The sequence below is a fragment of the Arthrobacter sp. zg-Y238 genome (assembly GCF_024385525.1).
Taxonomy (GTDB): domain Bacteria; phylum Actinomycetota; class Actinomycetes; order Actinomycetales; family Micrococcaceae; genus Arthrobacter_B; species Arthrobacter_B jinronghuae.
Genome location: NZ_JANFLU010000004.1, coordinates 202770 through 226110, shown reverse-complemented (window position 1 = coordinate 226110; position 23341 = coordinate 202770). Strand labels below are relative to the sequence as shown.

Genomic DNA, 23341 nt, shown 5'->3' with positions numbered 1-23341 from the left:
CACCGCTATATGAAGGCTGAAGGTTAACAGGAGGAAGCAAATATCCACTATAGGCCATTATGGGCAGACAAGTCTACCCGGTATCTGAACCCTGCTTCGCTCAACCCCTCCGAAAGGACGTTCCGGGGATCGGATTCCCGGGTGACTATCCCGGATCAATCCCGGTCTAATCCCGGAATCGAGGGGGAGCTACAGGCTGCACCGGCGCACCGTTCACGCATCGGATACAGATACCTTACCGCACAACGGGGCTTTTATGCTTGCCGGCATCGTGTGCGGTGCCGCGGACCCCTGTGACGGCGCTCTCCCCCGGCGCGCCGGGGTGGCGTAGCCTTATCCCTGTCTTCAATGACGAATACACCGACGAAAGCGATGCACGAGTGACTAACGCACCCATAAGCACCTCCGTTCCCGAAGTGGTTATTGTCGGGGGCGCACGTACGCCCCAGGGCCGCCTGAACGGCCAGCTGTCCCCCTTCACGGCCGTCGAGCTCGGCGCGTTTGCCATCAAGGGCGCCCTGGATAAAGCCGGCGTCGATGCCGCGGATGTCGACTCCGTCATCATGGGTCATGTGGTGCAGGCCGGCTGTGGCCAGAACCCCGCCCGCCAGGCCTCCATCAAAGCCGGTATCGGCTGGAACGTCCCGGCGGTCACCGTGAACAAGGTCTGCCTCTCCGGCCTGGCTGCGGTGATTGATGCCGCGCGGCTGATCCGCGGCGGCGAGGCCACCGTGGTGGTGGCCGGCGGCCAGGAATCCATGACCCGCGGGCCGCACCTGCTTCCCGGTTCCCGGCAGGGCTGGAACTACGGCAACATCTCCGCACTGGATTCGGTGGCCCACGACGGACTCACTGATGCCTTCGACAACGATTCCATGGGTATTTCCACCGAGCGGGGAAATACGAAACTGGCCATCAAGCGCCTGGAGCAGGACGAAGTAGCAGCTGCCTCGCACCAGCGTGCGGCAGCGGCGATGGCGGCGGGAGTCTTCGACGCGGAAATCGTTCCCGTGACGGTGCCGCAGCGCCGCGGAGAGCCCCTGGTCCTTACCTCGGACGAGGGCGTGCGGCCCAACACCACCGTGGAGACGCTGGCGGGCCTCCGTCCGGCGTTCGATTCCGAAGGAACCATCACGGCGGGCAACTCCTCTCCCCTGTCCGACGGCGCGGCAGCCCTGATCGTCACGACCCGGGACTATGCCGAAGCCAACGGGTTGAACGTCCTCGCCGCCGTCGGGCTTCCCGGACAGGTGGCGGGACCGGACAACACCCTGCATTCCCAGCCCTCCAATGCCCTCTTCGCCGCTCTCGGGCGGGCCGGCTGGAGCACCTCGGACCTGGACTTCATCGAGATCAACGAGGCCTTTGGCGCCGTGGCGGTCCAGTCCCTGAATGAACTGGGCATGGACCTGGAACAGTGCAACGTGCACGGCGGAGCCATCGCGCTCGGGCATCCGATCGGCGCCTCGGGCGCCCGCCTGGCCCTCACGGCGGCACATGAGCTTGCCCGGCGCGGATCCGGCCGGGCCGGCGTCGCGCTCTGCGGCGGCGGCGGGCAGGGCGAGGCGCTGCTGCTTTACCGCGAAGAGGCGTAACCGCCCCGGAGCAACTGCCCCGGAGCGACCGCTCCAGGTAGAACACAGAAGGCCCCGTTCCTTGCGGAACGGGGCCTTCTGTAAAGCGTTTTTATGCGGTTAGGCAGTAAAAACTACTTGACGGTGACGGTGGCGCCGGCAGCTTCGAGAGCTTCCTTGGCCTTGTCAGCGGCTTCCTTGTTGGCGCCTTCGAGGACGGCCTTCGGAGCGCTGTCAACCAGGTCCTTGGCTTCCTTCAGACCCAGCGAGGTCAGGGAGCGAACTTCCTTGATCACTGCGATCTTCTTGTCGCCGGCAGCTTCGAGGATGACGTCGAATTCGGTCTTCTCTTCAGCGGCTTCAGCGGCACCGGCAGCGGGGCCGGCAACTGCAACAGCAGCAGCGGTGACGTCGAACGTCTCCTCGAAGAGCTTCACGAAATCGGAGAGCTCGATGATGGACAGTTCCTTGAAAGCTTCAATGAGCTCTTCGTTGGTGAGCTTCGCCATGGTGTGGCGTCCTTCCTATAGTTGGTGCACGCAGGCACCGGAGATTGATGGAGAAGAGGATTTACTCTTCGGTGGCTGCTTCTGCTGCCGGAGCTTCTTCTGCAGCGGCCGGAGCCTCTTCTGCAGCGGAGGCAGCGGGGGCGCCGCTTTCCTCTTCAAGCTTCATGCGCAGTGCATCAGCCGTGCGGGCGAGCATGGACATCGGTGCCTTGAGGACACCGGCGACGCGTGCAAGCTGGAACTCACGGGACTCAAGGGCAGCCAGTGCGGCTACGCCGGAGGCATCCAGGGCATTGCCCTCGAAGACACCGGTCTTGATGATGAGCTGCGGGTTGGTCTTTGCAAAATCCGTCAGGCTCTTTGCAGCTGCAACTGCGTCACCCTTGATGAAGGCAATTGCAGTAGGTCCGGCAAGCTGGCCTTCGAACGCGTCGATGCCGGCTTCCTTGGCTGCAATGCCAGTCAGGGTGTTCTTTACGACCGAGTACTTGGTGTCCTGGCCGAGCGAACGACGCAGCTCCTTGAGCTGTGCAACGGTGAGCCCGCGGTATTCGGTTAGGACAGCAGCGGTCGATTCCTTGAAATCGGTGGTGATTTCCTCGACTGCTGACACCTTTGTTGGCGTTGCCATAACCCTCCTTCCGGGGAAATAGTGCCGGTGGATCGGGTCCCGAACATAAAAAACGCCCCGGGCAGATGCACGGGGCTTCACTCTACGGACACACTGGGTTCCGGAGTTCAGTTCGTTCACCTGCGCAGGCCGCCCTATCAAGGGACTTTCGGATGTTTCTCCAACCGGGTTCCACACGTGGAGGGCTGAAGGTTCAGCCTTACGGTGGGATTGAATGCACATCGACCGACGGTCTTTGGTAGTTCCAGAGTACGGGAGAATCCGGCAGGGAACAAATCCCCTGCCGGGGTCTGGACGGTCTGCAGCCGCACCCGGATGTCAGCGGGCGGACAGCTCCTTTTGCCACTCCCCGGAGTACCCGATGGCCCGGAACCCCAGCTGCTCGTTAATGGAGAGCATGTGGCGGTTTTCCTCGGCGTTCCAGGTGTAGACCCGGAGGGCTTCGGGAACCACTTCCCGGAGGCGGACCAGGTTCGCTGCCTTGAGCAGCATGCCCAGCCGGTTCCCCCGGTGGCTTTCCAGAACCAGGGTGTCGTCCTGGTAAACCACGGCGGGGTTGTTGCGGAAAACCTCCAGGACGGTGTGGCCGGCAAGTTCACCGGTGGCAACATGCCGGACGGCGCTGACCAGCACCTCGGCGTCCATGTCGCGGGCCAGGCCCTCGGCTTCCCGCACCCGGGCTTCATCCCAGGCTTCTTCCGCAAGGTCCAGCCCGCCCATTGGTGCATCGGTGCTCATCTTCTGCCGCAGCCGCGCGTAGGCCTCCACGAGGTCCTCCGGACAGGCGCCGCTCCAGAACTCGAGTTCGTACCCTGCACCCGCGGCCGCCCCGGCCTGCTGCAGCACAGCTGCACCGGCGGCAGTGCTTCCCAGCTCGAGCCGGCTGATCCGGTCCACCAACTCCAGCCGGAATCCGAGCCCTGTGGCAAATGCGGCTGCGGCGTCCTGCGGGATCGTTGGCACCGCGCCGGTGACCGGTCCAGCCGTGTCACTGGATAGGAGATGGTCCGTCTCCGCCATCAGCATCCGGCGGTTATCCGCCGCTGCCAGCTTTTCGGCTGCGGCATAGAGCTGTGTCCCGACCCCTTGGCGGCGGGCCGAAGGAGCCACGACCACGTTGACGGTCCCGGTATGGAGGTTGTCCGTAAGCGGCAGGTTGACCAGGGCCACACCCACGATCGGTCCCCCGGGCCCCCTCCCGGTACGGGCAGCCAGGATCTCGCGCCGACGGGTTTCCGTGCTGCGCCGGCCCGCCAGCTGGGCCTGCGGCGGGCCGTAGAAGTCGTCATTGCCCCAGAACTCGCGCAGCTGGGCATTCAGCAGCTCGGCAACGGTGAGAAAATCCTCCGCCCCCGGTGCGTCCAGGCTGTCCGGAACGGCAATCTGGTCAGTGGAGACCGGAGTTTGTGTCATGGACCACATCCTGCCGTACGGACTCCCCGGGACCAAAAGCTGACGCCCGGAAACAAAAAGAGCGGCCCCAGCCTAAGGCTGCGACCGCTCTTTGGGGAAGAATCCCCAGGTACTACTGCTGACTATGCGTCGGCGAGAACCTTGGTGACGTTCGGGTCAACGCTGATGCTCGGGCCGAACGTGGTGGACACGGTCGCCTTGGAGATGTAGCGGCCCTTGGCTGCCGACGGCTTGAGGCGAAGGACCTCTTCCAGTGCTGCTGCGTAGTTCTCAGCCAGCTTCTGGGCGTCGAAGGACACCTTGCCGATGATGAAGTGCAGGTTGGAGTGCTTGTCGACGCGGAAGTCGATCTTGCCACCCTTGATGTCCGTGACAGCCTTCGCCACGTTCGGGGTAACCGTACCGGTCTTCGGGTTCGGCATGAGGTTACGCGGGCCGAGCACGCGGCCCAGGCGGCCGACCTTGCCCATCATGTCCGGGGTAGCCACTGCGGCGTCGAAGTCGGTCCAGCCTGCTGCAACCTTTTCGATCATGTCATCGGAACCAACGAAGTCGGCGCCGGCAGCGATTGCTGCTTCAGCCTTCTCGCCGGTTGCGAAAACGAGGACGCGGGCCGTCTTGCCGGTGCCGTGGGGCAGGTTGACCGTGCCGCGGACCATCTGGTCAGCCTTACGGGGGTCAACGCCCAGGCGGAAAGCCACCTCAACGGTTGCGTCGAACTTGGAAGGATTGGTGTCCTTCGCCAGCTCTACAGCCTCGACCGGTGCGTACAGCTTGTCCGCATCGATCTTGGCTGCAGCTGCTTCATATGCTTTGCTGCGCTTTGCCATCTGCTTTTTCTCCTTGTGCAGTTGTGGTCTGTCGGACCGCGCCGGGCCCTGCCACGCGCCGTCGCCCGTCAGGGGCGGCGGCAGTTATGTGAATTGTGAAACGAGTACGGGGACTTAGCCCTGTACCGTGATGCCCATCGAACGGGCGGTGCCGGCGATGATCTTGGCAGCTGCCTGAACATCGTTGGCGTTGAGGTCTTCCATCTTCATGGTGGCGATCTCTTCGACCTGAGCCTGGGTCAGGTTGGCAACCTTGGAGGTGTGCGGGGTCGCGGAACCCTTGGCAACACCGGCAGCCTTCTTGATCAGCTGTGCAGCCGGAGGAGTCTTCGTGATGAAGGTGAAGGAACGGTCTTCGTAGACGGTGATTTCCACCGGGATAACGTTGCCGCGCTGGGATTCCGTTGCAGCGTTGTACTGCTTGCAGAATTCCATGATGTTGACACCGTGCTGGCCAAGTGCCGGACCAATCGGAGGAGCCGGGTTGGCGGCACCTGCGTTGATCTGCAGCTTGATGAGGCCGGTGACCTTTTTCTTGGGGGCCATGAAAGGGTCCTTCTCTAAATTATGTTCCCGAAGGACAGGAGCGTCCGTCCGGGGTGGTGGCCGCCATGGCTTGGCGGCCGGACGCTGCCTGCAGGTTAAAGCGGACCTGCGGACAGCGAAATCTATAAGCTACTGGAGCTTGGTGACCTGGCCGAAGCCGAGGGTTACCGGCGTTTCACGCTCGAAGATGGTCACGAGGACCACCAGCTGCTGGGATTCGGGCTTGATCTCGGAGATCGTGGCCTGGAGCGTTTCGAACGGGCCTTCGTTGACCGTTACGGGCTCGCCGATCTCGAAGTCAACGGCAATGTTGGAGGACTGCTGCTGTGCGGGCTTGCCGGCCTCGGTCTTCGGGGAAACGATGGTGTGCTCGAGCATCGAGTACACCTCGGAAAGGCTCAGCGGAGTCGGGTTGTGGGCGTTGCCCACGAAGCCGGTGACGCCGGGAGTGTGCCGGACAACGCCCCAGGACTCGTCGGTGAGGTTCATGCGCACCAGGACGTAGCCGGGAATGCGGACGCGGTTGACGATCTTCCGCGTGGTGTTCTTGATCTCGACGACTTCTTCCATCGGGACCTGGATTTCGAAGATATCCTCTTCCATGTCCAGGGTCTGGATGCGGGTCTCAAGGTTGGACTTCACGCGGTTTTCGTAGCCGGCGTAGGAGTGGATGACGTACCAGTCACCCTCCTGGCGGCGCAGCTTTGCCTTGAAGGCAACAGCCGGATCTTCCTCGGGCTCAGCGTCTTCTGCGGAATCGGCAGCCTCTTCGGATGCGATTTCTTCGTCTGCCGAAGCATCAACAGCAGCGGGCGCCTCGTCGACGTCGGCTGCGGCCATCTGATCCTCGGTATCCAGATCAGCGTTGTCATTGATCTGTGATTCGAGTTCTTGCTCGGACACGTAGATTCCTGCTTTCTTCTTCAGAGCACTATCGGGTTTGTCACTAGCTCATGGTCTCCGGTTCAACGTCCAGCGGACGGAACCTTAGGTCTCTGGCTAGCTTTCGCCGCCGCCCGAGCCGAAGATCCACAGTGCGCCCTTGCCAAAGGCAAAGTCGAGAGCCGTAACGATAAGCATCATCACCATCACGAACGCGAGGACAACGAGGGTGTACCTCAGCAGTTCCTTGCGGGTGGGGGTGACCACCTTTTTCAGCTCGGCAATCACCTGGCGCAGGAAGAGAGCTATACCGGCGAAGAACCCGCGCTTCTTGGGCCCGCTGGAGGGGTGTCCCTTGGAGCTGCTGGCAGCTGTCTCGGTCACCTTCGCCTCACTCATCTGTGTCGGTTCACAATCGCAGCAAGTGCTGGGACTGCTCATTCCATGAAGGACTGCTGAGCTGCCGGAAATGACAGTTCTGCGCAGGGCAGACAGGACTCGAACCTGCAACCTGCGGTTTTGGAGACCGCTGCGCTACCAATTGCGCCACTACCCTATGGAGGAAAACTCACCCTACCGCCACCATTGTAGCCGCAACGAACCGGAGACTATTTCCCCGACCGAAAGGCACAAAGCAGCGTGGTGTGCTCAACCACCGAAGAACCAGTCTACGCAAACTTTGCCGTCCCGTCGAACCGGCCCTGTCCACGGAGTGCCGCGCTGACCTGCGGCGGGGATTCCGAGCGCCTAAACTGGGGGGACGCCGCCGTCGTCCGGCAGGACCGACGCGGCCAACGTAAGCCGCCGCCACACACCAGACGGGAATCCCATGTCTTCCACCGGCCGTATTTCAGAGCGCATCTCATCCATTGCCGAGTCCGCAACCCTCGCAGTGGATGCCAAGGCCAAGGCATTAAAGGCCGCCGGGCGCCCGGTGATCGGTTTCGGCGCGGGTGAACCGGATTTCCCCACCCCGGACTACATCGTCGACGCCGCCGTCGACGCCGCGCGCCAGCCGCGTTTCCACCGCTACTCCCCCGCCGGCGGGCTCCCTGAGCTCAAGAAGGCCATTGCCGCCAAGACCCTGCGGGACTCCGGCTACGCCGTCGACCCGACCCAGGTCCTGGTGACCAACGGCGGCAAGCAGGCCGTCTACGAATCCTTCGCCACGCTGCTGAACCCGGGCGACGAAGTCCTGGTTCCCACCCCCTACTGGACCACGTACCCGGAGGCCATCCGGCTGGCCGGCGGCGTTCCGGTAGAGGTTTTCGCCGGCCCGGATCAGGGTTACCTGGTGAGCGTCGAGCAGCTTGAGGCCGCCCGCACCACAGCCACCAAGGTCCTGCTCTTCGTTTCCCCCTCCAACCCCACAGGTGCCGTGTACCCCGCGGAACAGGTGGCCGAAATCGGCCGCTGGGCGGCGGAGAACGGGCTGTGGGTCATCACCGATGAAATCTATGAGCACCTGACGTACGACGGCGTGCCCTTCACCTCGATCGCCACTGCGGCACCGGAGCTGGGCGACAAGGTTGTGGTGCTGAACGGCGTGGCCAAGACCTACGCCATGACCGGCTGGCGGGTCGGCTGGATGATTGCTGCGGCTGACGTCATCAAGGCCGCCACCAACCTGCAGTCCCACCTGTCCTCCAACGTGTCCAACGTGTCGCAGATGGCCGCACTGGCCGCTGTGTCGGGACCGCTGACGGCCGTGGACGAAATGAAGCAGGCCTTTGACCGGCGCCGGCGCGCCATGGTGGCGGCCCTGAACTCGATCGACGGCGTCGAATGCCCCATGCCCGAAGGCGCGTTCTACGCCTATGCGGATGTCCGCGGCCTGCTTGGGCGCGAGTTCCCGGGCAAGGAAGGCCCCGTCCGGCCGCAGACTTCGGCCGAGCTGGCGGCACTGATCCTCGACACCGTTGAGGTTGCAGTGGTTCCGGGTGAAGCCTTCGGCCCTTCGGGCTACCTGCGCCTCTCCTACGCCCTGGGCGACGAAGACCTCGCCACCGGGATGGAGCGGCTGCAGGACTTCCTCGGCAAGGGCCGGTAAGGACTGCTAGAGCAGCCGGCGGTCCGCGGCCCAGCGGGTGAGCTCGTGGCGTGAGGAGAGTTGGAGCTTGCGCAGCACCGAGGAAACGTGGGTTTCCACCGTCTTCACGGAAATGAACAGCTCGCGGGCCACCTCTTTGTAGCTGTAGCCGCGGGCGATCAGCCGCATGACCTCGAGCTCACGGGCCGAGAGGCGGTCCAGCTCGTCATCCACTGCAGCCACGCTCGCCGTGCCGAAGGCGTCCAGCACGAATCCCGCCAGGCGCGGCGAGAACACCGCGTCACCGCCGGCCACCCGCAGGACGGCGTCGGAAATCTCCGGACCCGAAATGGTCTTGGTGACGTAGCCACGGGCACCGGCCCGGATGACCGTGACCACGTCTTCGGCGGCATCGGAGACGCTCAGCGCCAGGAACCGGGTCACTCCCAGCAGCCCGGCGCACCCCGCCAGCACTTCCGCTCCGCCGCCGCCGTTGCCGCCGGGCAGGTGGACATCGAGGAGAACGACGGCGGGACGCCGGGCCGTGATCGCTGCAACCGCGGTTTCGACGCTGTCCGCTTCCGCCACCACGTTGATGCGGGCGTCGAGGTCCGCACGGAGCCCGGAGCGGAAGATGGCATGGTCATCAACCACGACGACGTCGATCGGCGGCGAGGGGTGGATCGTCATTGAGGTTGTGCTCCGTTGCTTGATACGCGGTTATCCGTCGAGGGGATCTTCTGTGCTGCGCCGGCGTCTGCCGTACTGCCGTTCCCTGGGCTGCCGTTGCCAGTGCTGCCGTTGCCCGTGCTGTTTGCTGCCCCGGGTACGTCGTCACGGGAACCGTTTTCCGTGCCTTTCGGCAGCGGCAGCACCAGCCGGACCTCCGTGCCGTCGGCAGTGCTGCGGATAGCCGCACTGCCCCCTGCACGCTGCATCCGTCCGATGATGGATCCCCGCACGCCGATCCGGTCAGCAGGCACGGCATCCAGGTCGAATCCGGAGCCGCGGTCCCGCACAAAGACTTCAAGCTGCTCCGGCCTGCATTCAACATAGACCGAAACCGTGCCGCCGGCATGCTGGGCGGCATTCAGCATGGCAGCCCGCGTAGCGGAGGCCAGAGCTTCAGTCCGCTCATCCAGCGCGGCGTCCGAGACTGCCACCAGCTCAATCGGGTGGCCGTAGGCGTCCTCGATTTCTGCTGCAATCCGGCGCATGCATTCCACGAGGTGGTCTTCGGCCCGGGCACGGTCGGAATACAACCACTGCCTCAGCTCCCTTTCCTGGGCGCGGGCAAGGCGGATGACGTCCTGCTCGGAGCCGGCGCGCTTCTGGATCAGGGCCAGAGTCTGCAGGACAGAATCGTGCAGGTGGGCCGCGATTTCGGCCCGCTCCGTCTGCCGAATCCGTCCGGACCGCTCGGCTTCCAGGTCCCGCCAGTGCTTTATCGCCCACGGAGTGAACACCAGTGCCACGCCGGCCAGCACCGCGGCGGAGGCCAGCAGCCCCGACATCAGGACATCCCAGCTCACCGCGCCCGAGACCACTACCAGCACACCGGCGACCACCAGCAGGAGGCCCGCCGCCAGGCGGATCAGCCCTGAGGCCCGGTCAGCTCCGGCACTGTTCATCAGCCCGGCCCGCCGGCTCTCGTCCAGCTGCATCCATGCCAGCACCGCCCCGCCGGCGATGGCGGCGACGGGGACAAACAGCCCCCAGTTCAGGTTGGCACCCAACCGCTGGGCAATAAAGGCCGCTGCCACCAGCAGCAGGGCAAGGCCCGCCGCAACCTCCCGGTGCCCGGTCTTACCCGGCTGCGGGGTGGGGACTGCGCCTTCCCGAAGCTGCCTCGCGTAGTTTTCGGCGATACTGCGCGGGTTGGCGGATACCTGTTCCTTCTTCTCCTGCTCCTCCTGAGTGGGAACCATGATCCACAGCCACCCGTAGAGGATGAAGCCGCTTCCAGCGCCAAGCACCAGCACGGCCATAACGATCCGGGTCAGCTTCACGGGCCAGCCCAAGTGCGCGGCCAGCCCGGCGCAGACGCCGGCAATGATCCGTTCGCGGGGACGCACCAAGGGTTCTCTCATGGACCTATCCAAACACGGGGAAGCCGCCGTACACCGGCCCTGACGGCAATAATTCCCGATCTTCAGGGGCCGTTCAGGGGCGGGTCAGGGTAGTCCCTGATGCAGGATGGCTGCGGCCGGAGAAGACTGGAGGCATGAACCCTTCCCCATCCCCTGATTCCGGGGCCCCAGACCCCGCAGCGCAACCTTCCGCTGAACATGGTCCGGCCCCCGCGGGCAGCCATGCGGCAGGCAGCGGCTCCACGAACACCGGTTCAGCCGCGGGAGGAACCGGCGCACCGTCATCCGGCGGATTCCACAGCGGTTTCTTTCATTGGGTCCGATCCCTTGGCATCCCGCGCGGCGGGGACCGATGGTTCGGCGGCGTCGCGACCGGGATCGCGGCACGCACCGGGCTGGACCCCGTGCTTGTCCGCGGACTGTTCATAGTCCTCGGCGCTTTTGGTATCGGGTTACTGGTTTACGGAGTCGCCTGGGCGCTGCTCCCGGAACCGGACGGCCGGATCCATCTCGAAGAAGCGATCCGCGGCGACTGGACATCCGGCATGACCGGAGCACTCATTTTCGCCATCCTCGGAATGGGCGGTCCCGGTGCCTCCTTCCTCGGCGCGGACGGCTGGTTCGGCGCCGTCGTTTGGACACTGTTCTGGATCGGCGCGGGCGTGGCCTCTGTGTACTGGTTCTCCACAGGCAAGGGCCGGTTCCATCTTTCCGGCCAGGCAACCGGCGCGGATGCGTCCGGCGACCCGGGAACCACCGCCTCCGCTCCTCCCGCGGCTACCAACGCTTCCGGAGCCCCCGGGAAGCCCGTATCGCTTGCCAAACCGGGCAATGCCGCCACCGGCACCGCCCCGGCCGGTTCCCCATCTGCCGGCAGCACGGTCCCCTTCACTGCTGTACCCCACGAATTTGCCGTCCCCGCCGGACCGGCTCCGTCGCCGGCACCCGATTCGAAGCAGAACGCGGAATGCGCCGCTAAGGCAAAGCGTGTCCCGGGAGCCCCCGGGTCCTTCGCCGCGGCCCTGTTCGGTGCCGCCCTGCTCGCAGGTGGAACGGTCCTCGCCCTGGATTACGTCAACGTCCTTGCCCTGGCCGCACCGCTTTCCGTTGCCTTGGCGGCGTCCGCGGCCGTCCTGGGCCTCGGCATCGTGATCCTGGGCGTGGTCGGCAGGCACTCCAGCGGGATCGGCACGGCGGCCGTGGTAGCACTCGTCGCCTCCCTCCTAACCCAGGGCAGCATGGTCAACGACAACCTGTTGGTGGCCAGCAATGCGGACTGGGTGCCCCGCGACGCTGCCCAGGCAGGCGGCGGCTACACCGTGGTCGCCGCCAACGGGACAGTTGACCTCCGCGAAACCGAGACTTCGGGGAACTTCGAGGTCCCGGCCAGCGTCGCCGCCGGGAACCTCGCCATCCTCGTTCCCGACGATGCGCCGGTAACCATCCGGTTCGGCATGGCTGCGGGAAATGTCGAGGTGAACGACGGGTCGGACCGGCGGGAATACAGCGGACTGTGGCAGCCGTCCGACGAGCGCACCCTTAACGACGGCGCCGACGGAGACCGGATCACCATTGACGTCCGCGGACTCGCGGGCAACGTACTCGTCACGACTGAAGAAAGCGATCTCTAGCCATGGAACAGGACAACGAGAGGGACTATCTGGGCCGCCAGTACGGGCCTGAAAGTTACGAAGCCCCGGACCGGGGGGTGCCGCCGGCATCAGCCGCAGACCCGGGTCCGGCCAATACCGAAACAGGACCGGTGACTCCCCGCGGCGCCGCTGCACCGGAGGCGGATACCCATGACTCCCCCGACGCCGTTCCGCCCAGCGCACTGCAGGTAGGCACGGTGGTGTGGGGCCTGGTCCTGACTGTCCTGGCCGTCCTCCTGCTCCTGGTGAACACCGTCAACCTTTCGGTGGATCCCGTCCTGCTGGTCCTCTGCCTCACCCTTGGTGCGGGGCTGGCGCTCCTGCTGGGCGGGTTCCTTTCCGGCCTTCAGCGCAGCCGCTCCCGCTGACGCGGACCCGGTCACCGTATCCGCGGACCGGCACTGGTATTTCCCTATTTCACCACCATCAGATAAGGCTTAGTACATGGAAAAGTTCTTCAGCATCGTGCGCTCCTCCCCGGTTAAAAGGCAGAGGGGCTGGGTCGGCGGAGTCTGCGCCGGCCTTGCCGCAACCTACGGGTGGGATGTTTCCCTGGTCCGGATCGGCGTCCTCCTCAGTTTCCTGCTGCCGTTTGTAGGCCTGGGCACATACGTCGTGGCATGGCTGCTGCTGCCGAAGACGGACGGAACCATCATCCTGCAGCGCCTGGTGAGCCCCCGCGCTTAGTCCTCCACGGATCTGCTGGCTAGAATCAAAGCCAGGACCTAACAACCGCCAGCAGATCCAGGGGTAATGACATGAAGATCGGTATCCTCACCAGCGGAGGGGACTGCCCCGGGCTGAACGCAGTGATCCGCGGTGCCGTCCTCAAAGGCATCAAGGAATACGAGGACATCGAGTTCGTCGGTTTCCGTGACGGCTGGCGCGGCGTGGTGGACGGCGACATCATGGACCTGCCCCGCTCCCGTGTCCGCGGCATTTCCAAGCAGGGCGGGACGATCCTCGGGACGTCCCGCACCAACCCGTTTGAAGGTCCGAACGGCGGGCCGGAGAAGATCAAGGCCACGCTGGACCGCCTCGGGATCGACGCCGTTATCGCCATTGGCGGTGAAGGCACCCTCGCAGCCGCCCAGCGGCTTACGGACGCCGGCCTGAAAATCGTCGGCGTGCCCAAGACCGTGGACAACGATCTTGATGCCACTGATTACACCTTCGGGTTCGATACCGCAGTGGAGATTGCCACGGAGGCCTGTGACCGCCTGCGGACCACCGGTGAATCCCACCACCGCTGCATGGTGGCCGAAGTCATGGGCCGGCATGTGGGCTGGATTGCCCTGCATTCCGGCATGGCAGCCGGTGCCCACGCCATCCTGATTCCCGAGCACCCGGTCAGCATCGAACAGATTTCCCAGTGGGTCAGCGATGCCCGCGACCGCGGCCGTGCCCCGCTGGTGGTTGTGGCCGAAGGTTTCGTCACCACGGATATGGAGATGCCGCACTCGGAGCGTGGCCTGGACAGTTTCGGCCGCCCGCGGCTGGGCGGCATCGGCGAACTGCTGGCCCCCGAGATCGAGGCGCGGACCGGCATTGAAACCCGTGCCACGGTTCTTGGCCATATCCAGCGCGGCGGTGTACCAACGGCCTACGACCGGGTCCTTGCCACCCGCCTGGGCATGGCCGCGGTGGATTCGGTGGTGGACAGCCTGTGGGGAACCATGGTGTCGCTGCACGGTACGGACATTGTCCATGTGGGCTTCGAAAAGGCCCTCGGCAATCTGAAGACCGTTCCCGAGCACCGCTACGACGAGGCCGCCATCCTCTTCGGCTAGGCGGGGCCGGGTTCTGCCCGCCCGCCGTCTGCCGCGCCCTGCCGTCGGCGTACCGATTCCGTCAGGCATGCTGTGTATTTGCTGAGGATTCCGTATGCTTCGGCAGGGCGTTTGCATGCGTGTGCATGCCGCGGTGTAGGTTGAAAACCATGAATCTGGACTCGGGAACCATCGCGATCATCCAGCTGGCCTGGTCCCGCCATCTGGGCCTGGCGGATAATGCCCTGGCGGAAACGGACACCGGCGAACGCATCTACAGCGTTCAGGAACAGGCTGACACAGCATGCTTCCTGCGCCTTTTCGGTGCCGAGGTGTTCAGCGGCCCCGAATGGGCTGCCGACCGCGCCAGGACCCAAAGCGCCGCGCAGCTCACCCGTCATTCAGGGCTTATCCAGATGTCCATGGAACACGGCGGACGGGTCCTGGGCGCCGAGCAGCTGTTTTTCGCTGACGCTTTCCCGAGCGTCATTCCACTCGACGAGCTTGCCGTCAGCAACGAACCCGCTCTCGCGGTCGCCCTGGAGCGCCTGTGTCCTCCGGATGACGTCGCGGAGGCCGGCCTGGCGGAGAAGGAAGAAGTCTTTGTCCTGGTGGACGATTCCCAGGACGAACCGCGCCCTGTGGCAGGTGCGGGATACAGCATCACCGACGGAATCCTGGCGGACATGAGCGTGCTGACCGCCCCGGGCCACCGGCTGCGCGGCCTGGGCAGCTACATCAGTTCGGTGGCCCTCGAGGACGCCATGGCAGGCGGCTTAATCCCCCAGTGGCGGGCCCGGCTGGACAACGTGGGCGCCGCCAGGACCGCAGTCGGGTCCGGTTTCATCCCCGCCGGAAGCCGCACCTCCGTCGCCCTGAACGCCTAGGCGCGACGCACCCGCCCTAGCCGAGCAGGTCCAGCATTTCCTGCCGCTTGAAGAAGCCGGCGGTATCCCGCCCGGTGGGGGATCCGGCGTCGGGATCCGCACCCGCTTCCGCCAGAATCCGGAAAATCTCTACGTACCCCTTGAACGCGGCACCGGCAAGCGGGGTCTGGCCGCGGTCATTCTGCGTATTGACGTCCGCACCGCGTTCCACCAGCAGCGCGGTCAGCTCCGCGTGGCCGTGGTACGAGGCCAGCATCAGCAGGTTGTCTCCCGAGCTGTTCGTCAGGTTCACGGGCACGCCGGCGTCGAGGTAGCGGCGGATCCCTTCGGTGTCGCCTGCACGCGCAGCATCAAAAACCATGCCTGCGAGTTCAATAACGTCATCATCGATCTGGGGGCGGGATTCGGGGGTGCTCATGGCGCTCCTGGAGGTATTGATTCTTCTGGCTGTCAATCGGGAAAAGAAGCTTGCGGTCAGCGCCGCGGTGCCTTCAGGAAGCCCGAGGCACGTCCCACCACGGCTCCCGCATCCGGCGCCACGATGGGTTCCTGCGCGGCGGCGTAGAGCTCCCCGTCGTCGTTCACTACCAGCTGCACGGACGGATCCACGGACCGCTTCACCACTGCCAGGCCCACGGGGCCCATTTCATAGTGGGCACCGACGGAGGTCAGGGTTCCGACCTGCCGCTCCCCCAGCATTACCGGGCTGCCGGCGGCCGGGAGGGTGTGCTGCGAACCGTCCAGCTGCAGGAACACCAGCCGGCGGGGCGGGTGCCCCAGGTTGTGGACCCGTGCAACGGTTTCCTGGCCCTTGTAGCAGCCCTTGGCCAGATGGACGGCGGTGCGGATCAGGTCCAGCTCGTGCGGGATGGTCTTCTCGTCGGTCTCCGCTCCCAGCCGCGGCCGCCAGGCGGCAATGCGCAGCGCCTCGGAAGCCATGGAGCCGGCCAGGGTGCGCCCGGAGGCGTCCATTGCAGCCTCGAACCCGGCCCGCGGAATCAGGTATTCGTACCAGGGCCGCTCAAGCCCGGGGTGGGCATCTTCCGGCACGGCAGTGTAGGCAAACCCGCCGGCACCAATGTGCGGCCAGGGATCGGTCCACCGCAGGTACTGCTCCCACTGCGGCACCTCGACCGTCGCACCGGCCACGGCCCACTGGTCCGTGACGTCTGCGATTTCGACCCGGAGCATAAATTTCATGCGCTGCAGCCACTCGGTCAGGCCCGGTGCTTCGGCGGATTCGACCAGCAGCCAGGAAGTGGCGCCGTCGTCGATGATCCGCGCGTCATAGTCAATGCGGCCCTGCACGCTGAGCAGCAGCAGCTCCGAGCTCACGCCGGGCTGAAGATCCGCCACCTGCTGGGAGGACAGCGTGTTCAGCCAGCTGAGGCGGTCGGGGCCCGAAACGGTAACCACGCCGCGGAAGGACAGGTCGACGACGGCGCTGCCGCGTGCAAGATCGCGCTGTTCACGGAGCGGATCGCCGTAGTGCGAGGCCGTACCGGCGTCGAGGCCGCCGGCTTCAACGGCGCCGTGGCGGGAAAGCAGGGGGCTGGAATACGTCATAACAGGTGCAACGTCCTAGCGGCTCGGGCCTATTCCTCCGGCCGGCTTTACCGGAGGATGTTTAGGAGGTCTTGTTCAGGATTGCCGAGGCATGGGCCTTCAAGGCTTCACCCTCGGAGGCAACATCCCAGCGCCAGTAAAGGTCGCCGTTGACCAGGCCGTAGATCCGGGTGGCTGCTGAGTACTCCTTGGAGTTCACGCCGCGCATCACCACATCGGTGCTCAGCTGGATCTGCGGCCCCTTGATCTGCCCGTAATACAGCTCGGCGATGCCTCCGGGGTGCACGATGGTGGCGGTGATATCGAAACCACCGGCGTCATTGCGCAGATCTTCGACCTCGTCAGCGCTGCGGAGCGCCGGCACGATATCCGCCGGAACCAGGCCGGGGCCGCCGTCGGCGTCGTTCAGTGGGCGGTCCAGGGCCCAGAACCCCGTCTCGACGGCCAGCGGCCGCAGGCGGGTGCCCTGCTCGTCGGTGAGCCAGCTTTCCGCGGTGTACTGCAGGTACGGCAGGCCGTTCTGGGTGAACGTGACCTTCTGTGCGAAGTGCTCCGAATCAGCTTCACCCTCACCCAGCCGTCCGGAGCCTTCCCAAGTGCCGAGGAGCCAGGACAGCGGTACCAGTTCCGGAGTCAGATCGGTGGGGATCTCCATTGGCATGGTGGAACCTGTCCTTCGGTGTAACGGGTGGCTGGTGCCGGCGGGCGGAGCCGGTGTTCTTCCGGGTGTTTACTTCTGGCCGGTGTTTACTTCTGGCCTTTGTACAGGCGGGAGATAACCAGTGCAGCGAATCCGGCCATCGCGAGGCCGGTGATGCCCAGCAGGGCAATAAAGAAAATTTCGAGAGCAACCATGGCTACATCCTAACGCGCGGGAGGAACAGTTTCCTTCCCGCCATTCGATCATGACAGGGACCTGCGGGCCAAACCCCGGCAGGACATCAAACGCTCCGCCCTACGCCCCGGTTTGCAGCTGTTAGGAAATCAGCAGCCGGCCGAGGAAGTAGACCACGGATCCGAGGGTAACCACCGGAGCCAGCCCGAGCGCCAGGCGTCCCGCAGCATTGGAAGCATCGTTGCGGGAAAGCGCCAGCCGGCGGAAGGCCATCACGACGGCGGCTATCACCACGCCGCTGAACGCTGCCGCCTGCCAGGAAACGCCCGCCACGACCAGGGCCACCAGGGCTGAGGTCAGGCCGCCGGCCAGCAGGCCCAGCGGTGCGGCCATCCGGTCCGGGAGCGGAATAAGCGACACGGCAGCGGCCGCCAATGCGGCACTGCCTGTCACGCTTAAGAGTCCGGGATTCCCGTCGGTACCGGCCAAACGGTCAGCGGCCACCCAGCCGGAGCCCATGGCAGTAACCAGCACGCCGGAGATAATGCCGACGATGGATTCGAGCCGGTGCGCCTGTCCGGTGCCGCGGAGCAGCTGGATCAGGAAGACCGCTCCGACGCCTACGGCGACGGCGGCCGGCAACCAGGTCAGCATGGCCGCGGCGGGCGCGAAGTACGCTGCCGCCACTGCGCCTGCGCCTACCAGGCCCAGGGTTGCGCCCTGCGTTTTGCGGGCAGGCACCCCTATCAGGTGCGGCCAGCAGACGCCGGTGAGGACGGCGGCCAGACCGCTGATCACGGCCACCGCGGGCACGGACAGGTAGGAAGCGCTCACGATACCGATAATGGCAAGCGCCGCCGGCACCGCTAAGCTCCAAAGTTTCACCCTAGTTATCCTGCCTTATTACGGCGTCCAGAAGAAAAACGACAGGCCCGTCAGCTCGATGGGTATACTTTCGATCACTTCAAGCCAAGCGGATCGGCGAAGGAAAATGCCCGATGGTGTGCGCCCAACATTCGGAGGACCTATGTCGCACATTTTGCTTCTTACCAACAGCTCGGGTTCCTCGGTCAACGTCCTGCCCGCCCTGGAACTCCTGAACCACAAGGTCCACGTTGTGCCGGCGGAACCTACGGCCCTTCTGGACACCGATCCCAGTGACGTCATCCTGGTGGATGCCCGCAGGGATCTCGTCGGCGCGCGGTCCCTGACCCAGCTGCTGAAGGCCACGGGCCTGGGCACCCCGCTTATCCTTATCCTCACGGAAGGCGGGATGGCTGCCGTCTCCCCCAACTGGCTCGCTGACGATGTCATCCTCGATTCCGCCGGCCCGGCCGAGCTCGAAGCGCGGCTCCGCCTGGCGTCGGCCCGCGGCGCCGGCGCAGTCGAGGCTCCTTCAACCGAGATCCGCGCCTCCGGCGTCGTTATTGACGAGGCCAGCTACACGGCCCGCGTGAACGGCACGGCCCTGAACCTCACTTATAAGGAGTTCGAACTCCTTAAATACCTGGCGCAGCATCCCGGCCGCGTCTTCACCCGCGACCAGCTGCTCCACGAGGTGTGGGGCTACGACTACTACGGCGGCACCCGGACCGTGGATGTCCATGTACGGCGGCTGCGGGCCAAGCTGGGGCCGGACCACGAGACGCTGATCGGTACGGTGCGGAATGTCGGTTACCGGTTCACCCGCTCGCGGGCGGAAACCACGGCAGCCGCCAGCCAGGACGCCTGACCGGCGTACTTCCCGCGGCGCCGCGCCCTGCGCAGGGGCACCAGCCGCGCTAGGCTTTCGGCATGAGTGAAGAACCGCAGACAGCCTGGCCCGTAGTCGAGACCCGTGGCACGCCCGAGCCCGCCGCCCTCGCCGATATCCTGCAGCTGGCGTCCGCCGCGCAGGACTCGGACGGCAATCCGCCGCTGTCCGAGCAGACACTCGTGGACCTGCGCTCCCCCGACGCCGATCCGGACACTCTCTCCGTCTTCACCACCTACGCCAATGACTCCGGTTCCGACACCGGCAGCGGGCAATGGCTGGCCGGCGTCGCCGTCCTGGTATCCGAAACCCCGCAGGATCCGGGAGTGCTGGAACTGGTGGTACACCCGAACTACCGAAACCAGGGCGTCGGCACGGCCCTTGCCGCGGCAGTGCAGGATGCAGTGCGGGCCAACTCCTCCGAGGGCGACGGCGATCCCCGGCCCGCTGCCTGGTCGCATGGAAACCATGAGGCGGCAGTGGAGCTTGCCGCCCGCTTCGGCTACCGTCCCGTCCGTGACCTGTGGAAGATGCGCCTGAGCCGGTCCAATGCCTCGCTGCCCGAAACCCGGTTCCCTGCCGGGGTATCGGTGCGTCCCTTTGAACCCGGCCAGGATGAGCAGGCCTGGCTGGACGTCAACGCCGCCGCCTTTGCCCACCACCCGGAGCAGGGGTCCATGAGCCTTGCCGATCTGCAGGCCCGCATGGACGAGGACTGGTTTGACCCGGCCGGTTTCCTCCTGGCCGTGGACGACGAAGGCACGATCCTCGGTTTCCACTGGACCAAGGTCCACCCCGGCACCGGCGGGCACCCGCCCATCGGCGAGGTGTATGTGGTCGGCGTCAGCCCCGAGGCGCAGGGCCGGGGACTGGGCAAAGCCCTGACGGTAGCCGGAATCCAGCATCTCCACGCCGCGGGACTGGATGCCGTCATGCTGTACGTCGACGCCGACAACACCGCCGCCGTCGCCCTGTACCGCCGGCTCGGCTTCGTCCGCTGGGACCAGGACGTGATGTACGCACCCGCATAGGGCTGCGCAGCTTGTAATGTTGTTTGCAGGGCCAGGCGGTCCGCCCGTAACGCCTGCCCTGATCCGCCGCCAGCACCTCAGGGAGACACTATGAGTTTCGATACCGACGCAGAGCCCCGCTCGACCTTCGGGTCCGCAGAGGCGATGTCGGCACCGCGGGCCACCCAGGACCGCATCGACATCCCGGACTTCGGCCCTGCCCTTGTTCCGAGCGGAGATATCACGCCGGAACGGTTCCTGGACCGGGAGATCAGCTGGCTGCATTTCAACGCCAGGGTCCTGGAACTCGCCGAAGACCCTGAGCTGTACCTGTTGGAACGGGTGAACTTCCTGTCCATCTTCGCCTCCAACCTCGACGAGTTCTTCATGGTCCGGGTTGCCGGCCTCAAGCGCCGCATTGCCACCGGTTTGGCGGTCCCCTCCGCTGCAGGCCAGAGCCCGATCGAACAGCTCGAGGAAATCGTGGCAGCGGGCTACCGGCTGCAGCAGCGCCATGCGGACGTCTTTGCCAGCCAGATCCGGCCGGCCCTGGCGGAAGAGCATATCTACCTGGTCAGCTGGGACGAGCTGGACGACGCCGCCAAGGCGAGCCTGCACAAGCAGTTCGCGGCGAAGGTCTTCCCCATCCTGACCCCCCTTGCCGTGGACCCGGCACACCCCTTCCCTTACATTTCCGGCCTCTCCCTGAATCTGGCAGTGGTGGTCCGCAACCCGGTCAGCGGCAAGGAATTCTTTGCACGCGTAAAGGTTCCGGACCAGCTCCCCCGCCTCATCTCCGTGGACGGCCCCCGCGCGGGCAACGTGGCGGGGCGCACGGCCCGGTTCATCGCGCTGGAAGACATCATTGCCCAGCACCTGGACCAGCTCTTCCCGGGCATGGACGTTATTGAGCACTACACCTTCCGCGTCACCCGCAACGAAGACCTCGAGGTGGAAGAGGACGACGCCGAGAACCTCCTGCAGGCCCTGGAAAAGGAGCTGCTGCGCCGCCGCTTCGGTCCTCCCGTGCGCCTGGAAGTCACCCCGGAGATGAACCCGAATATCCGGGAACTGCTCGAACGCGAGCTGGGCGTGGAATCGGACGAGGTCTACGTCCTTCCCGCGCCGCTGGACCTCCGCGGCCTTTCCCCGATCAGCCGGATCGACCGGCCGGACCTGCACTACCCCAAGCAGGTGCCGCACACCAACCGCCACCTGAAGGAGTCCGAGACTTCCAAGCCGGCAAACGTGTTCGCGGCCATGCGCCGTCGGGACATCCTCCTGCACCATCCGTACGATTCCTTCTCGACATCCGTGCAGGCGTTCCTGGAGCAGGCCGCCGCCGATCCCCGGGTGCAGGCGATCAAGCAGACGCTGTACCGCACCTCCGGCGATTCGCCCATCGTTGACGCCCTGATCGACGCCGCCGAGGCCGGCAAGCAGGTCCTGGCACTGGTGGAAATCAAGGCCCGGTTCGACGAACAGGCCAACATTTCCTGGGCACGCAAGCTCGAGCAGGCCGGCGTGCACGTGGTGTACGGCATCGTGGGCCTGAAGACGCACTGCAAGCTGTCCCTGGTGGTCCGGCAGGAAGTGGACGGGCTGCGCCGCTACTGCCACATCGGCACGGGCAACTACCATCCGCGCACCGCCCGCTACTACGAGGATCTGGGCCTGCTCACCGCCAATGAGCAGGTGGGCGAGGACCTGACGAAGCTGTTCAACCAGCTCTCCGGCTACGCGCCGAAGTCCACTTTCAAGCGGCTGCTCGTGGCTCCGCGCTCGGTCCGGTCCGGACTGATTGACCGGATTGAGCGCGAGATTGCGAACAAGAAGGCCGGCCTCGCCGCAAGGGTGATCATCAAGGTCAACTCCATGGTGGACGAGGCGATCATCGACTCCCTCTACCGTGCCTCCCAGGCGGGGGTCCAGGTGGACGTCATTGTCCGCGGTATCTGCTCGGTCCGTCCGGGCGTACCCGGCCTGAGCGAGAACATCACCGTACGCTCGGTGCTGGGCCGCTTCCTGGAACACTCCCGGGTGTTCGCCTTCGCCAACGGCGGAGACCCGGTGGTCTTCATCGGATCCGCGGACATGATGCACCGCAACCTGGACCGCCGGGTGGAGGCCCTGGTCCAGCTGGTGGCCCGCGACGACGTCGCCGATCTGATCGCCCTGATGGACCGGTACATGGACCCCGGCACGGCGAGTTGGCATCTGGACCCGGAAGGCACCTGGATCCGCCACAGCAAGGACGAGGAAGGCAACGCACTGCAGGACGTGCAGTCCTGGCTGCTGGCCTCCCGTTCCCGCCAGCGTTCCGTGGCCCGGCGCTGATGGAAGCAATTCAGTCCCCCGCCGCCGCTCCAGTCCAGGACACCCCGGTCAAAGTAGTGGCGGCGGGCGCCCTGTGCTGGCGCGAGCGGGAGGGCAAACTGCAGGTCCTCATGATCCACCGCCCCCGGTATGACGACTGGTCCTGGCCCAAGGGCAAGCTCGACGTCGGCGAAACCACCCCGGAATGCGCCGTGCGGGAAGTCCGTGAGGAAGTGGGCCTGAGGATCAGCCTGGGCATTCCGCTGCCCTCCACGCTTTACCCGGTGGCTTCGGGCATGAAGATGGTGCATTACTGGGCCTCCCATGTGGACTCGGACAAGGCACGGCCGGACGGCAAGGAAGTGGACGGCACACGCTGGTGCACTCCGGAGGAAGCCGCCGAAGCACTTACCAACCCCACGGACAAACTGCCGCTGATGGAACTGGTGGCGGCCTGGAACGAGCAGCGGCTGAGGACCTGGCCGCTGATCGTTGTCCGGCATGCCAAGGCCAAGCCCCGGTCCGCGTGGACCCGGGCAGAGGGCGAACGTCCGTTGGTAGCCACGGGCCTGCGGCAGGCCATGGCGGTCTCGCGGCTGCTGGTGGCCTGGCGGCCGAAACGGGTGGTTTCCAGTCCCTGGGTGCGCTGCGTGCAGACCGTCCGCCCGTACGTGAAGGCGGAAGGCACCAAGTTCAAGACGGTTGACGCGCTTACCGAGCACAGTGCCAAGCGCAAGCCAGGCAAGGCCCGGAACGCCGTTGAGGGCTTGTTCGACAAGGCCAAACCCGTGGCGGTGTGCACGCATCGGCCGGTGCTGCCCCTGGTCTTTGACGTGCTGGCGGGACACATGCCCGTGGACATGGCCGCAGGCCTGCCGGCCAAGGACCCGTACCTGGCACCCGGCGAGTCCGTGATCTGCCAGGTGAGCAGCGCGGATGAGGGCCGGATCGTTTCGCTGGAAAAATACCGGGCCTTCGACGACTAGCTCCGGCCGCCCGGTGCCGTTGTGGCACGCCTCGCATTCCCCCTGCCTGCGCGTCTACCTGAA

At 65.4% G+C, this 23341-nt stretch carries 24 protein-coding genes and 1 tRNA gene; 11 read left to right on the top strand and 14 right to left on the bottom strand.

Annotation, left to right across the window (positions count from 1 at the left end):
• Positions 1-380 precede the first annotated feature (380 nt).
• A complete protein-coding gene (locus NNX38_RS04770; protein WP_255796981.1) occupies positions 381-1595 on the top strand; it encodes an acetyl-CoA C-acetyltransferase in 1215 nt (404 codons plus the stop codon).
• 113 nt (positions 1596-1708) lie between these two features.
• On the opposite strand, the gene rplL is transcribed toward NNX38_RS04770, so the two are convergent.
• The 8 genes from rplL to NNX38_RS04730 all read right to left on the bottom strand — a co-directional run bounded on the left by rplL (position 1709) and on the right by NNX38_RS04730 (position 6941).
• The gene (gene rplL / locus NNX38_RS04765) at positions 1709-2083 is read right to left on the bottom strand and encodes a 50S ribosomal protein L7/L12 (protein WP_227918771.1); all 375 of its coding nucleotides are present in this window, start codon (positions 2081-2083) and stop codon (positions 1709-1711) included.
• A 61-nt stretch (positions 2084-2144) separates the two neighbouring features.
• On the bottom strand, positions 2145-2714 hold the full coding sequence (gene rplJ, locus NNX38_RS04760; RefSeq protein ID WP_227918774.1) for a 50S ribosomal protein L10: 570 nt from the start codon (positions 2712-2714) through the stop codon (positions 2145-2147).
• Between the two features lie 318 nt (positions 2715-3032).
• Positions 3033-4127 carry a GNAT family N-acetyltransferase gene (locus tag NNX38_RS04755; protein ID WP_255796980.1) on the bottom strand — a complete coding sequence of 365 codons (1095 nt, stop codon included), beginning with the start codon at positions 4125-4127 and terminating at the stop codon, positions 3033-3035.
• A gap of 122 nt (positions 4128-4249) precedes the next feature.
• A complete protein-coding gene (rplA, locus tag NNX38_RS04750) occupies positions 4250-4957 on the bottom strand; it encodes a 50S ribosomal protein L1 (protein WP_227918778.1) in 708 nt (235 codons plus the stop codon).
• A gap of 114 nt (positions 4958-5071) precedes the next feature.
• Positions 5072-5503 carry a 50S ribosomal protein L11 gene (gene rplK / locus NNX38_RS04745; protein ID WP_229950038.1) on the bottom strand — a complete coding sequence of 144 codons (432 nt, stop codon included), beginning with the start codon at positions 5501-5503 and terminating at the stop codon, positions 5072-5074.
• Between the two features lie 129 nt (positions 5504-5632).
• Positions 5633-6406, bottom strand: a complete 774-nt coding sequence (nusG, locus tag NNX38_RS04740; protein WP_255796979.1) for a transcription termination/antitermination protein NusG — start codon at positions 6404-6406, stop codon at positions 5633-5635.
• A 96-nt stretch (positions 6407-6502) separates the two neighbouring features.
• Complete coding sequence (gene secE, locus NNX38_RS04735; protein ID WP_229950040.1) at positions 6503-6784, bottom strand: preprotein translocase subunit SecE; 282 nt, start codon at positions 6782-6784, stop codon at positions 6503-6505.
• 84 nt (positions 6785-6868) lie between these two features.
• Positions 6869-6941: transfer RNA gene (locus NNX38_RS04730), tRNA-Trp, on the bottom strand.
• Positions 6942-7214: 273 nt separating this feature from the next.
• Between NNX38_RS04730 and NNX38_RS04725 the strand changes: the two genes are divergently transcribed.
• On the top strand, positions 7215-8435 hold the full coding sequence (locus NNX38_RS04725) for a pyridoxal phosphate-dependent aminotransferase (protein ID WP_255796978.1): 1221 nt from the start codon (positions 7215-7217) through the stop codon (positions 8433-8435).
• A 6-nt stretch (positions 8436-8441) separates the two neighbouring features.
• On the opposite strand, the gene NNX38_RS04720 is transcribed toward NNX38_RS04725, so the two are convergent.
• Both NNX38_RS04720 and NNX38_RS04715 read right to left on the bottom strand, forming a co-directional pair.
• The gene (locus NNX38_RS04720) at positions 8442-9104 is read right to left on the bottom strand and encodes a response regulator transcription factor (protein ID WP_255796977.1); all 663 of its coding nucleotides are present in this window, start codon (positions 9102-9104) and stop codon (positions 8442-8444) included.
• Entirely contained in the window at positions 9101-10504 is a 1404-nt protein-coding gene (locus tag NNX38_RS04715) for an ATP-binding protein (RefSeq protein WP_255796976.1), read from the bottom strand. Before NNX38_RS04715 ends, NNX38_RS04720 begins: the two co-directional genes overlap by 4 nt.
• A gap of 134 nt (positions 10505-10638) precedes the next feature.
• Here NNX38_RS04715 and NNX38_RS04710 point away from each other — a divergent pair, with 134 nt between their 5' ends.
• The 5 genes from NNX38_RS04710 (at position 10639) to NNX38_RS04690 (ending at position 14812) form a co-directional block, all read left to right on the top strand.
• Positions 10639-12135: a PspC domain-containing protein gene (locus NNX38_RS04710; protein ID WP_255796975.1), complete on the top strand. Its 1497-nt coding sequence runs from the start codon at positions 10639-10641 to the stop codon at positions 12133-12135.
• 2 nt (positions 12136-12137) lie between these two features.
• Positions 12138-12524: a hypothetical protein gene (locus tag NNX38_RS04705; protein ID WP_255796974.1), complete on the top strand. Its 387-nt coding sequence runs from the start codon at positions 12138-12140 to the stop codon at positions 12522-12524.
• A 76-nt stretch (positions 12525-12600) separates the two neighbouring features.
• The gene (locus NNX38_RS04700) at positions 12601-12843 is read left to right on the top strand and encodes a PspC domain-containing protein (RefSeq protein ID WP_255796973.1); all 243 of its coding nucleotides are present in this window, start codon (positions 12601-12603) and stop codon (positions 12841-12843) included.
• Positions 12844-12914: 71 nt separating this feature from the next.
• Positions 12915-13946, top strand: coding sequence for a 6-phosphofructokinase (locus tag NNX38_RS04695; protein ID WP_255796972.1), 1032 nt, complete (start codon positions 12915-12917; stop codon positions 13944-13946).
• 149 nt (positions 13947-14095) lie between these two features.
• Positions 14096-14812 (top strand): GNAT family N-acetyltransferase, encoded by a 717-nt coding sequence (locus NNX38_RS04690; RefSeq protein ID WP_255796971.1) that lies wholly within the window; start codon positions 14096-14098, stop codon positions 14810-14812.
• A gap of 16 nt (positions 14813-14828) precedes the next feature.
• On the opposite strand, the gene NNX38_RS04685 is transcribed toward NNX38_RS04690, so the two are convergent.
• From NNX38_RS04685 to NNX38_RS04670, 4 genes are all read right to left on the bottom strand, one after another.
• Positions 14829-15230 (bottom strand): ankyrin repeat domain-containing protein, encoded by a 402-nt coding sequence (locus NNX38_RS04685; protein WP_255796970.1) that lies wholly within the window; start codon positions 15228-15230, stop codon positions 14829-14831.
• 56 nt (positions 15231-15286) lie between these two features.
• Positions 15287-16378 carry a folate-binding protein YgfZ gene (locus NNX38_RS04680; protein ID WP_255796969.1) on the bottom strand — a complete coding sequence of 364 codons (1092 nt, stop codon included), beginning with the start codon at positions 16376-16378 and terminating at the stop codon, positions 15287-15289.
• A gap of 61 nt (positions 16379-16439) precedes the next feature.
• Complete coding sequence (locus tag NNX38_RS04675) at positions 16440-17039, bottom strand: FABP family protein (protein ID WP_255796968.1); 600 nt, start codon at positions 17037-17039, stop codon at positions 16440-16442.
• A gap of 315 nt (positions 17040-17354) precedes the next feature.
• Positions 17355-18047, bottom strand: a complete 693-nt coding sequence (locus NNX38_RS04670) for a hypothetical protein (RefSeq protein ID WP_255796967.1) — start codon at positions 18045-18047, stop codon at positions 17355-17357.
• A 193-nt stretch (positions 18048-18240) separates the two neighbouring features.
• Between NNX38_RS04670 and NNX38_RS04665 the strand changes: the two genes are divergently transcribed.
• From NNX38_RS04665 to NNX38_RS04650, 4 genes are all read left to right on the top strand, one after another.
• Positions 18241-18945 carry a response regulator transcription factor gene (locus tag NNX38_RS04665; protein ID WP_255796966.1) on the top strand — a complete coding sequence of 235 codons (705 nt, stop codon included), beginning with the start codon at positions 18241-18243 and terminating at the stop codon, positions 18943-18945.
• Positions 18946-19007: 62 nt separating this feature from the next.
• On the top strand, positions 19008-19997 hold the full coding sequence (gene mshD / locus NNX38_RS04660; protein WP_255796965.1) for a mycothiol synthase: 990 nt from the start codon (positions 19008-19010) through the stop codon (positions 19995-19997).
• A 90-nt stretch (positions 19998-20087) separates the two neighbouring features.
• Entirely contained in the window at positions 20088-22313 is a 2226-nt protein-coding gene (locus NNX38_RS04655) for an RNA degradosome polyphosphate kinase (protein WP_255796964.1), read from the top strand.
• Positions 22313-23278: an NUDIX hydrolase gene (locus tag NNX38_RS04650; RefSeq protein WP_255796963.1), complete on the top strand. Its 966-nt coding sequence runs from the start codon at positions 22313-22315 to the stop codon at positions 23276-23278. The genes NNX38_RS04655 and NNX38_RS04650 overlap by 1 nt, the downstream gene beginning before the upstream one ends.
• Positions 23279-23341: the final 63 nt, after the last annotated feature.

Bases quoted from the DNA above. Each gene is read 5' to 3' on its own strand.
- NNX38_RS04705 (WP_255796974.1), top strand. From the start codon at position 12,138: ATGGAACAGGACAACGAGAGGGACTATCTGGGCCGCCAGTACGGGCCT.
- NNX38_RS04715 (WP_255796976.1), bottom strand. From the start codon at position 10,504: ATGAGAGAACCCTTGGTGCGTCCCCGCGAACGGATCATTGCCGGCGTC.
- rplL (WP_227918771.1), bottom strand. From the start codon at position 2,083: ATGGCGAAGCTCACCAACGAAGAGCTCATTGAAGCTTTCAAGGAACTG.
- NNX38_RS04665 (WP_255796966.1), top strand. From the start codon at position 18,241: ATGTCGCACATTTTGCTTCTTACCAACAGCTCGGGTTCCTCGGTCAAC.
- NNX38_RS04695 (WP_255796972.1), top strand. From the start codon at position 12,915: ATGAAGATCGGTATCCTCACCAGCGGAGGGGACTGCCCCGGGCTGAAC.
- rplJ (WP_227918774.1), bottom strand. From the start codon at position 2,714: ATGGCAACGCCAACAAAGGTGTCAGCAGTCGAGGAAATCACCACCGAT.
- rplA (WP_227918778.1), bottom strand. From the start codon at position 4,957: ATGGCAAAGCGCAGCAAAGCATATGAAGCAGCTGCAGCCAAGATCGAT.
- NNX38_RS04655 (WP_255796964.1), top strand. From the start codon at position 20,088: ATGAGTTTCGATACCGACGCAGAGCCCCGCTCGACCTTCGGGTCCGCA.
- NNX38_RS04725 (WP_255796978.1), top strand. From the start codon at position 7,215: ATGTCTTCCACCGGCCGTATTTCAGAGCGCATCTCATCCATTGCCGAG.
- mshD (WP_255796965.1), top strand. From the start codon at position 19,008: ATGAGTGAAGAACCGCAGACAGCCTGGCCCGTAGTCGAGACCCGTGGC.
- NNX38_RS04685 (WP_255796970.1), bottom strand. From the start codon at position 15,230: ATGAGCACCCCCGAATCCCGCCCCCAGATCGATGATGACGTTATTGAA.
- NNX38_RS04650 (WP_255796963.1), top strand. From the start codon at position 22,313: ATGGAAGCAATTCAGTCCCCCGCCGCCGCTCCAGTCCAGGACACCCCG.
- NNX38_RS04700 (WP_255796973.1), top strand. From the start codon at position 12,601: ATGGAAAAGTTCTTCAGCATCGTGCGCTCCTCCCCGGTTAAAAGGCAG.
- rplK (WP_229950038.1), bottom strand. From the start codon at position 5,503: ATGGCCCCCAAGAAAAAGGTCACCGGCCTCATCAAGCTGCAGATCAAC.
- NNX38_RS04720 (WP_255796977.1), bottom strand. From the start codon at position 9,104: ATGACGATCCACCCCTCGCCGCCGATCGACGTCGTCGTGGTTGATGAC.
- NNX38_RS04690 (WP_255796971.1), top strand. From the start codon at position 14,096: ATGAATCTGGACTCGGGAACCATCGCGATCATCCAGCTGGCCTGGTCC.
- NNX38_RS04710 (WP_255796975.1), top strand. From the start codon at position 10,639: ATGAACCCTTCCCCATCCCCTGATTCCGGGGCCCCAGACCCCGCAGCG.
- secE (WP_229950040.1), bottom strand. From the start codon at position 6,784: ATGAGTGAGGCGAAGGTGACCGAGACAGCTGCCAGCAGCTCCAAGGGA.
- NNX38_RS04675 (WP_255796968.1), bottom strand. From the start codon at position 17,039: ATGCCAATGGAGATCCCCACCGATCTGACTCCGGAACTGGTACCGCTG.
- NNX38_RS04755 (WP_255796980.1), bottom strand. From the start codon at position 4,127: ATGACACAAACTCCGGTCTCCACTGACCAGATTGCCGTTCCGGACAGC.
- NNX38_RS04680 (WP_255796969.1), bottom strand. From the start codon at position 16,378: ATGACGTATTCCAGCCCCCTGCTTTCCCGCCACGGCGCCGTTGAAGCC.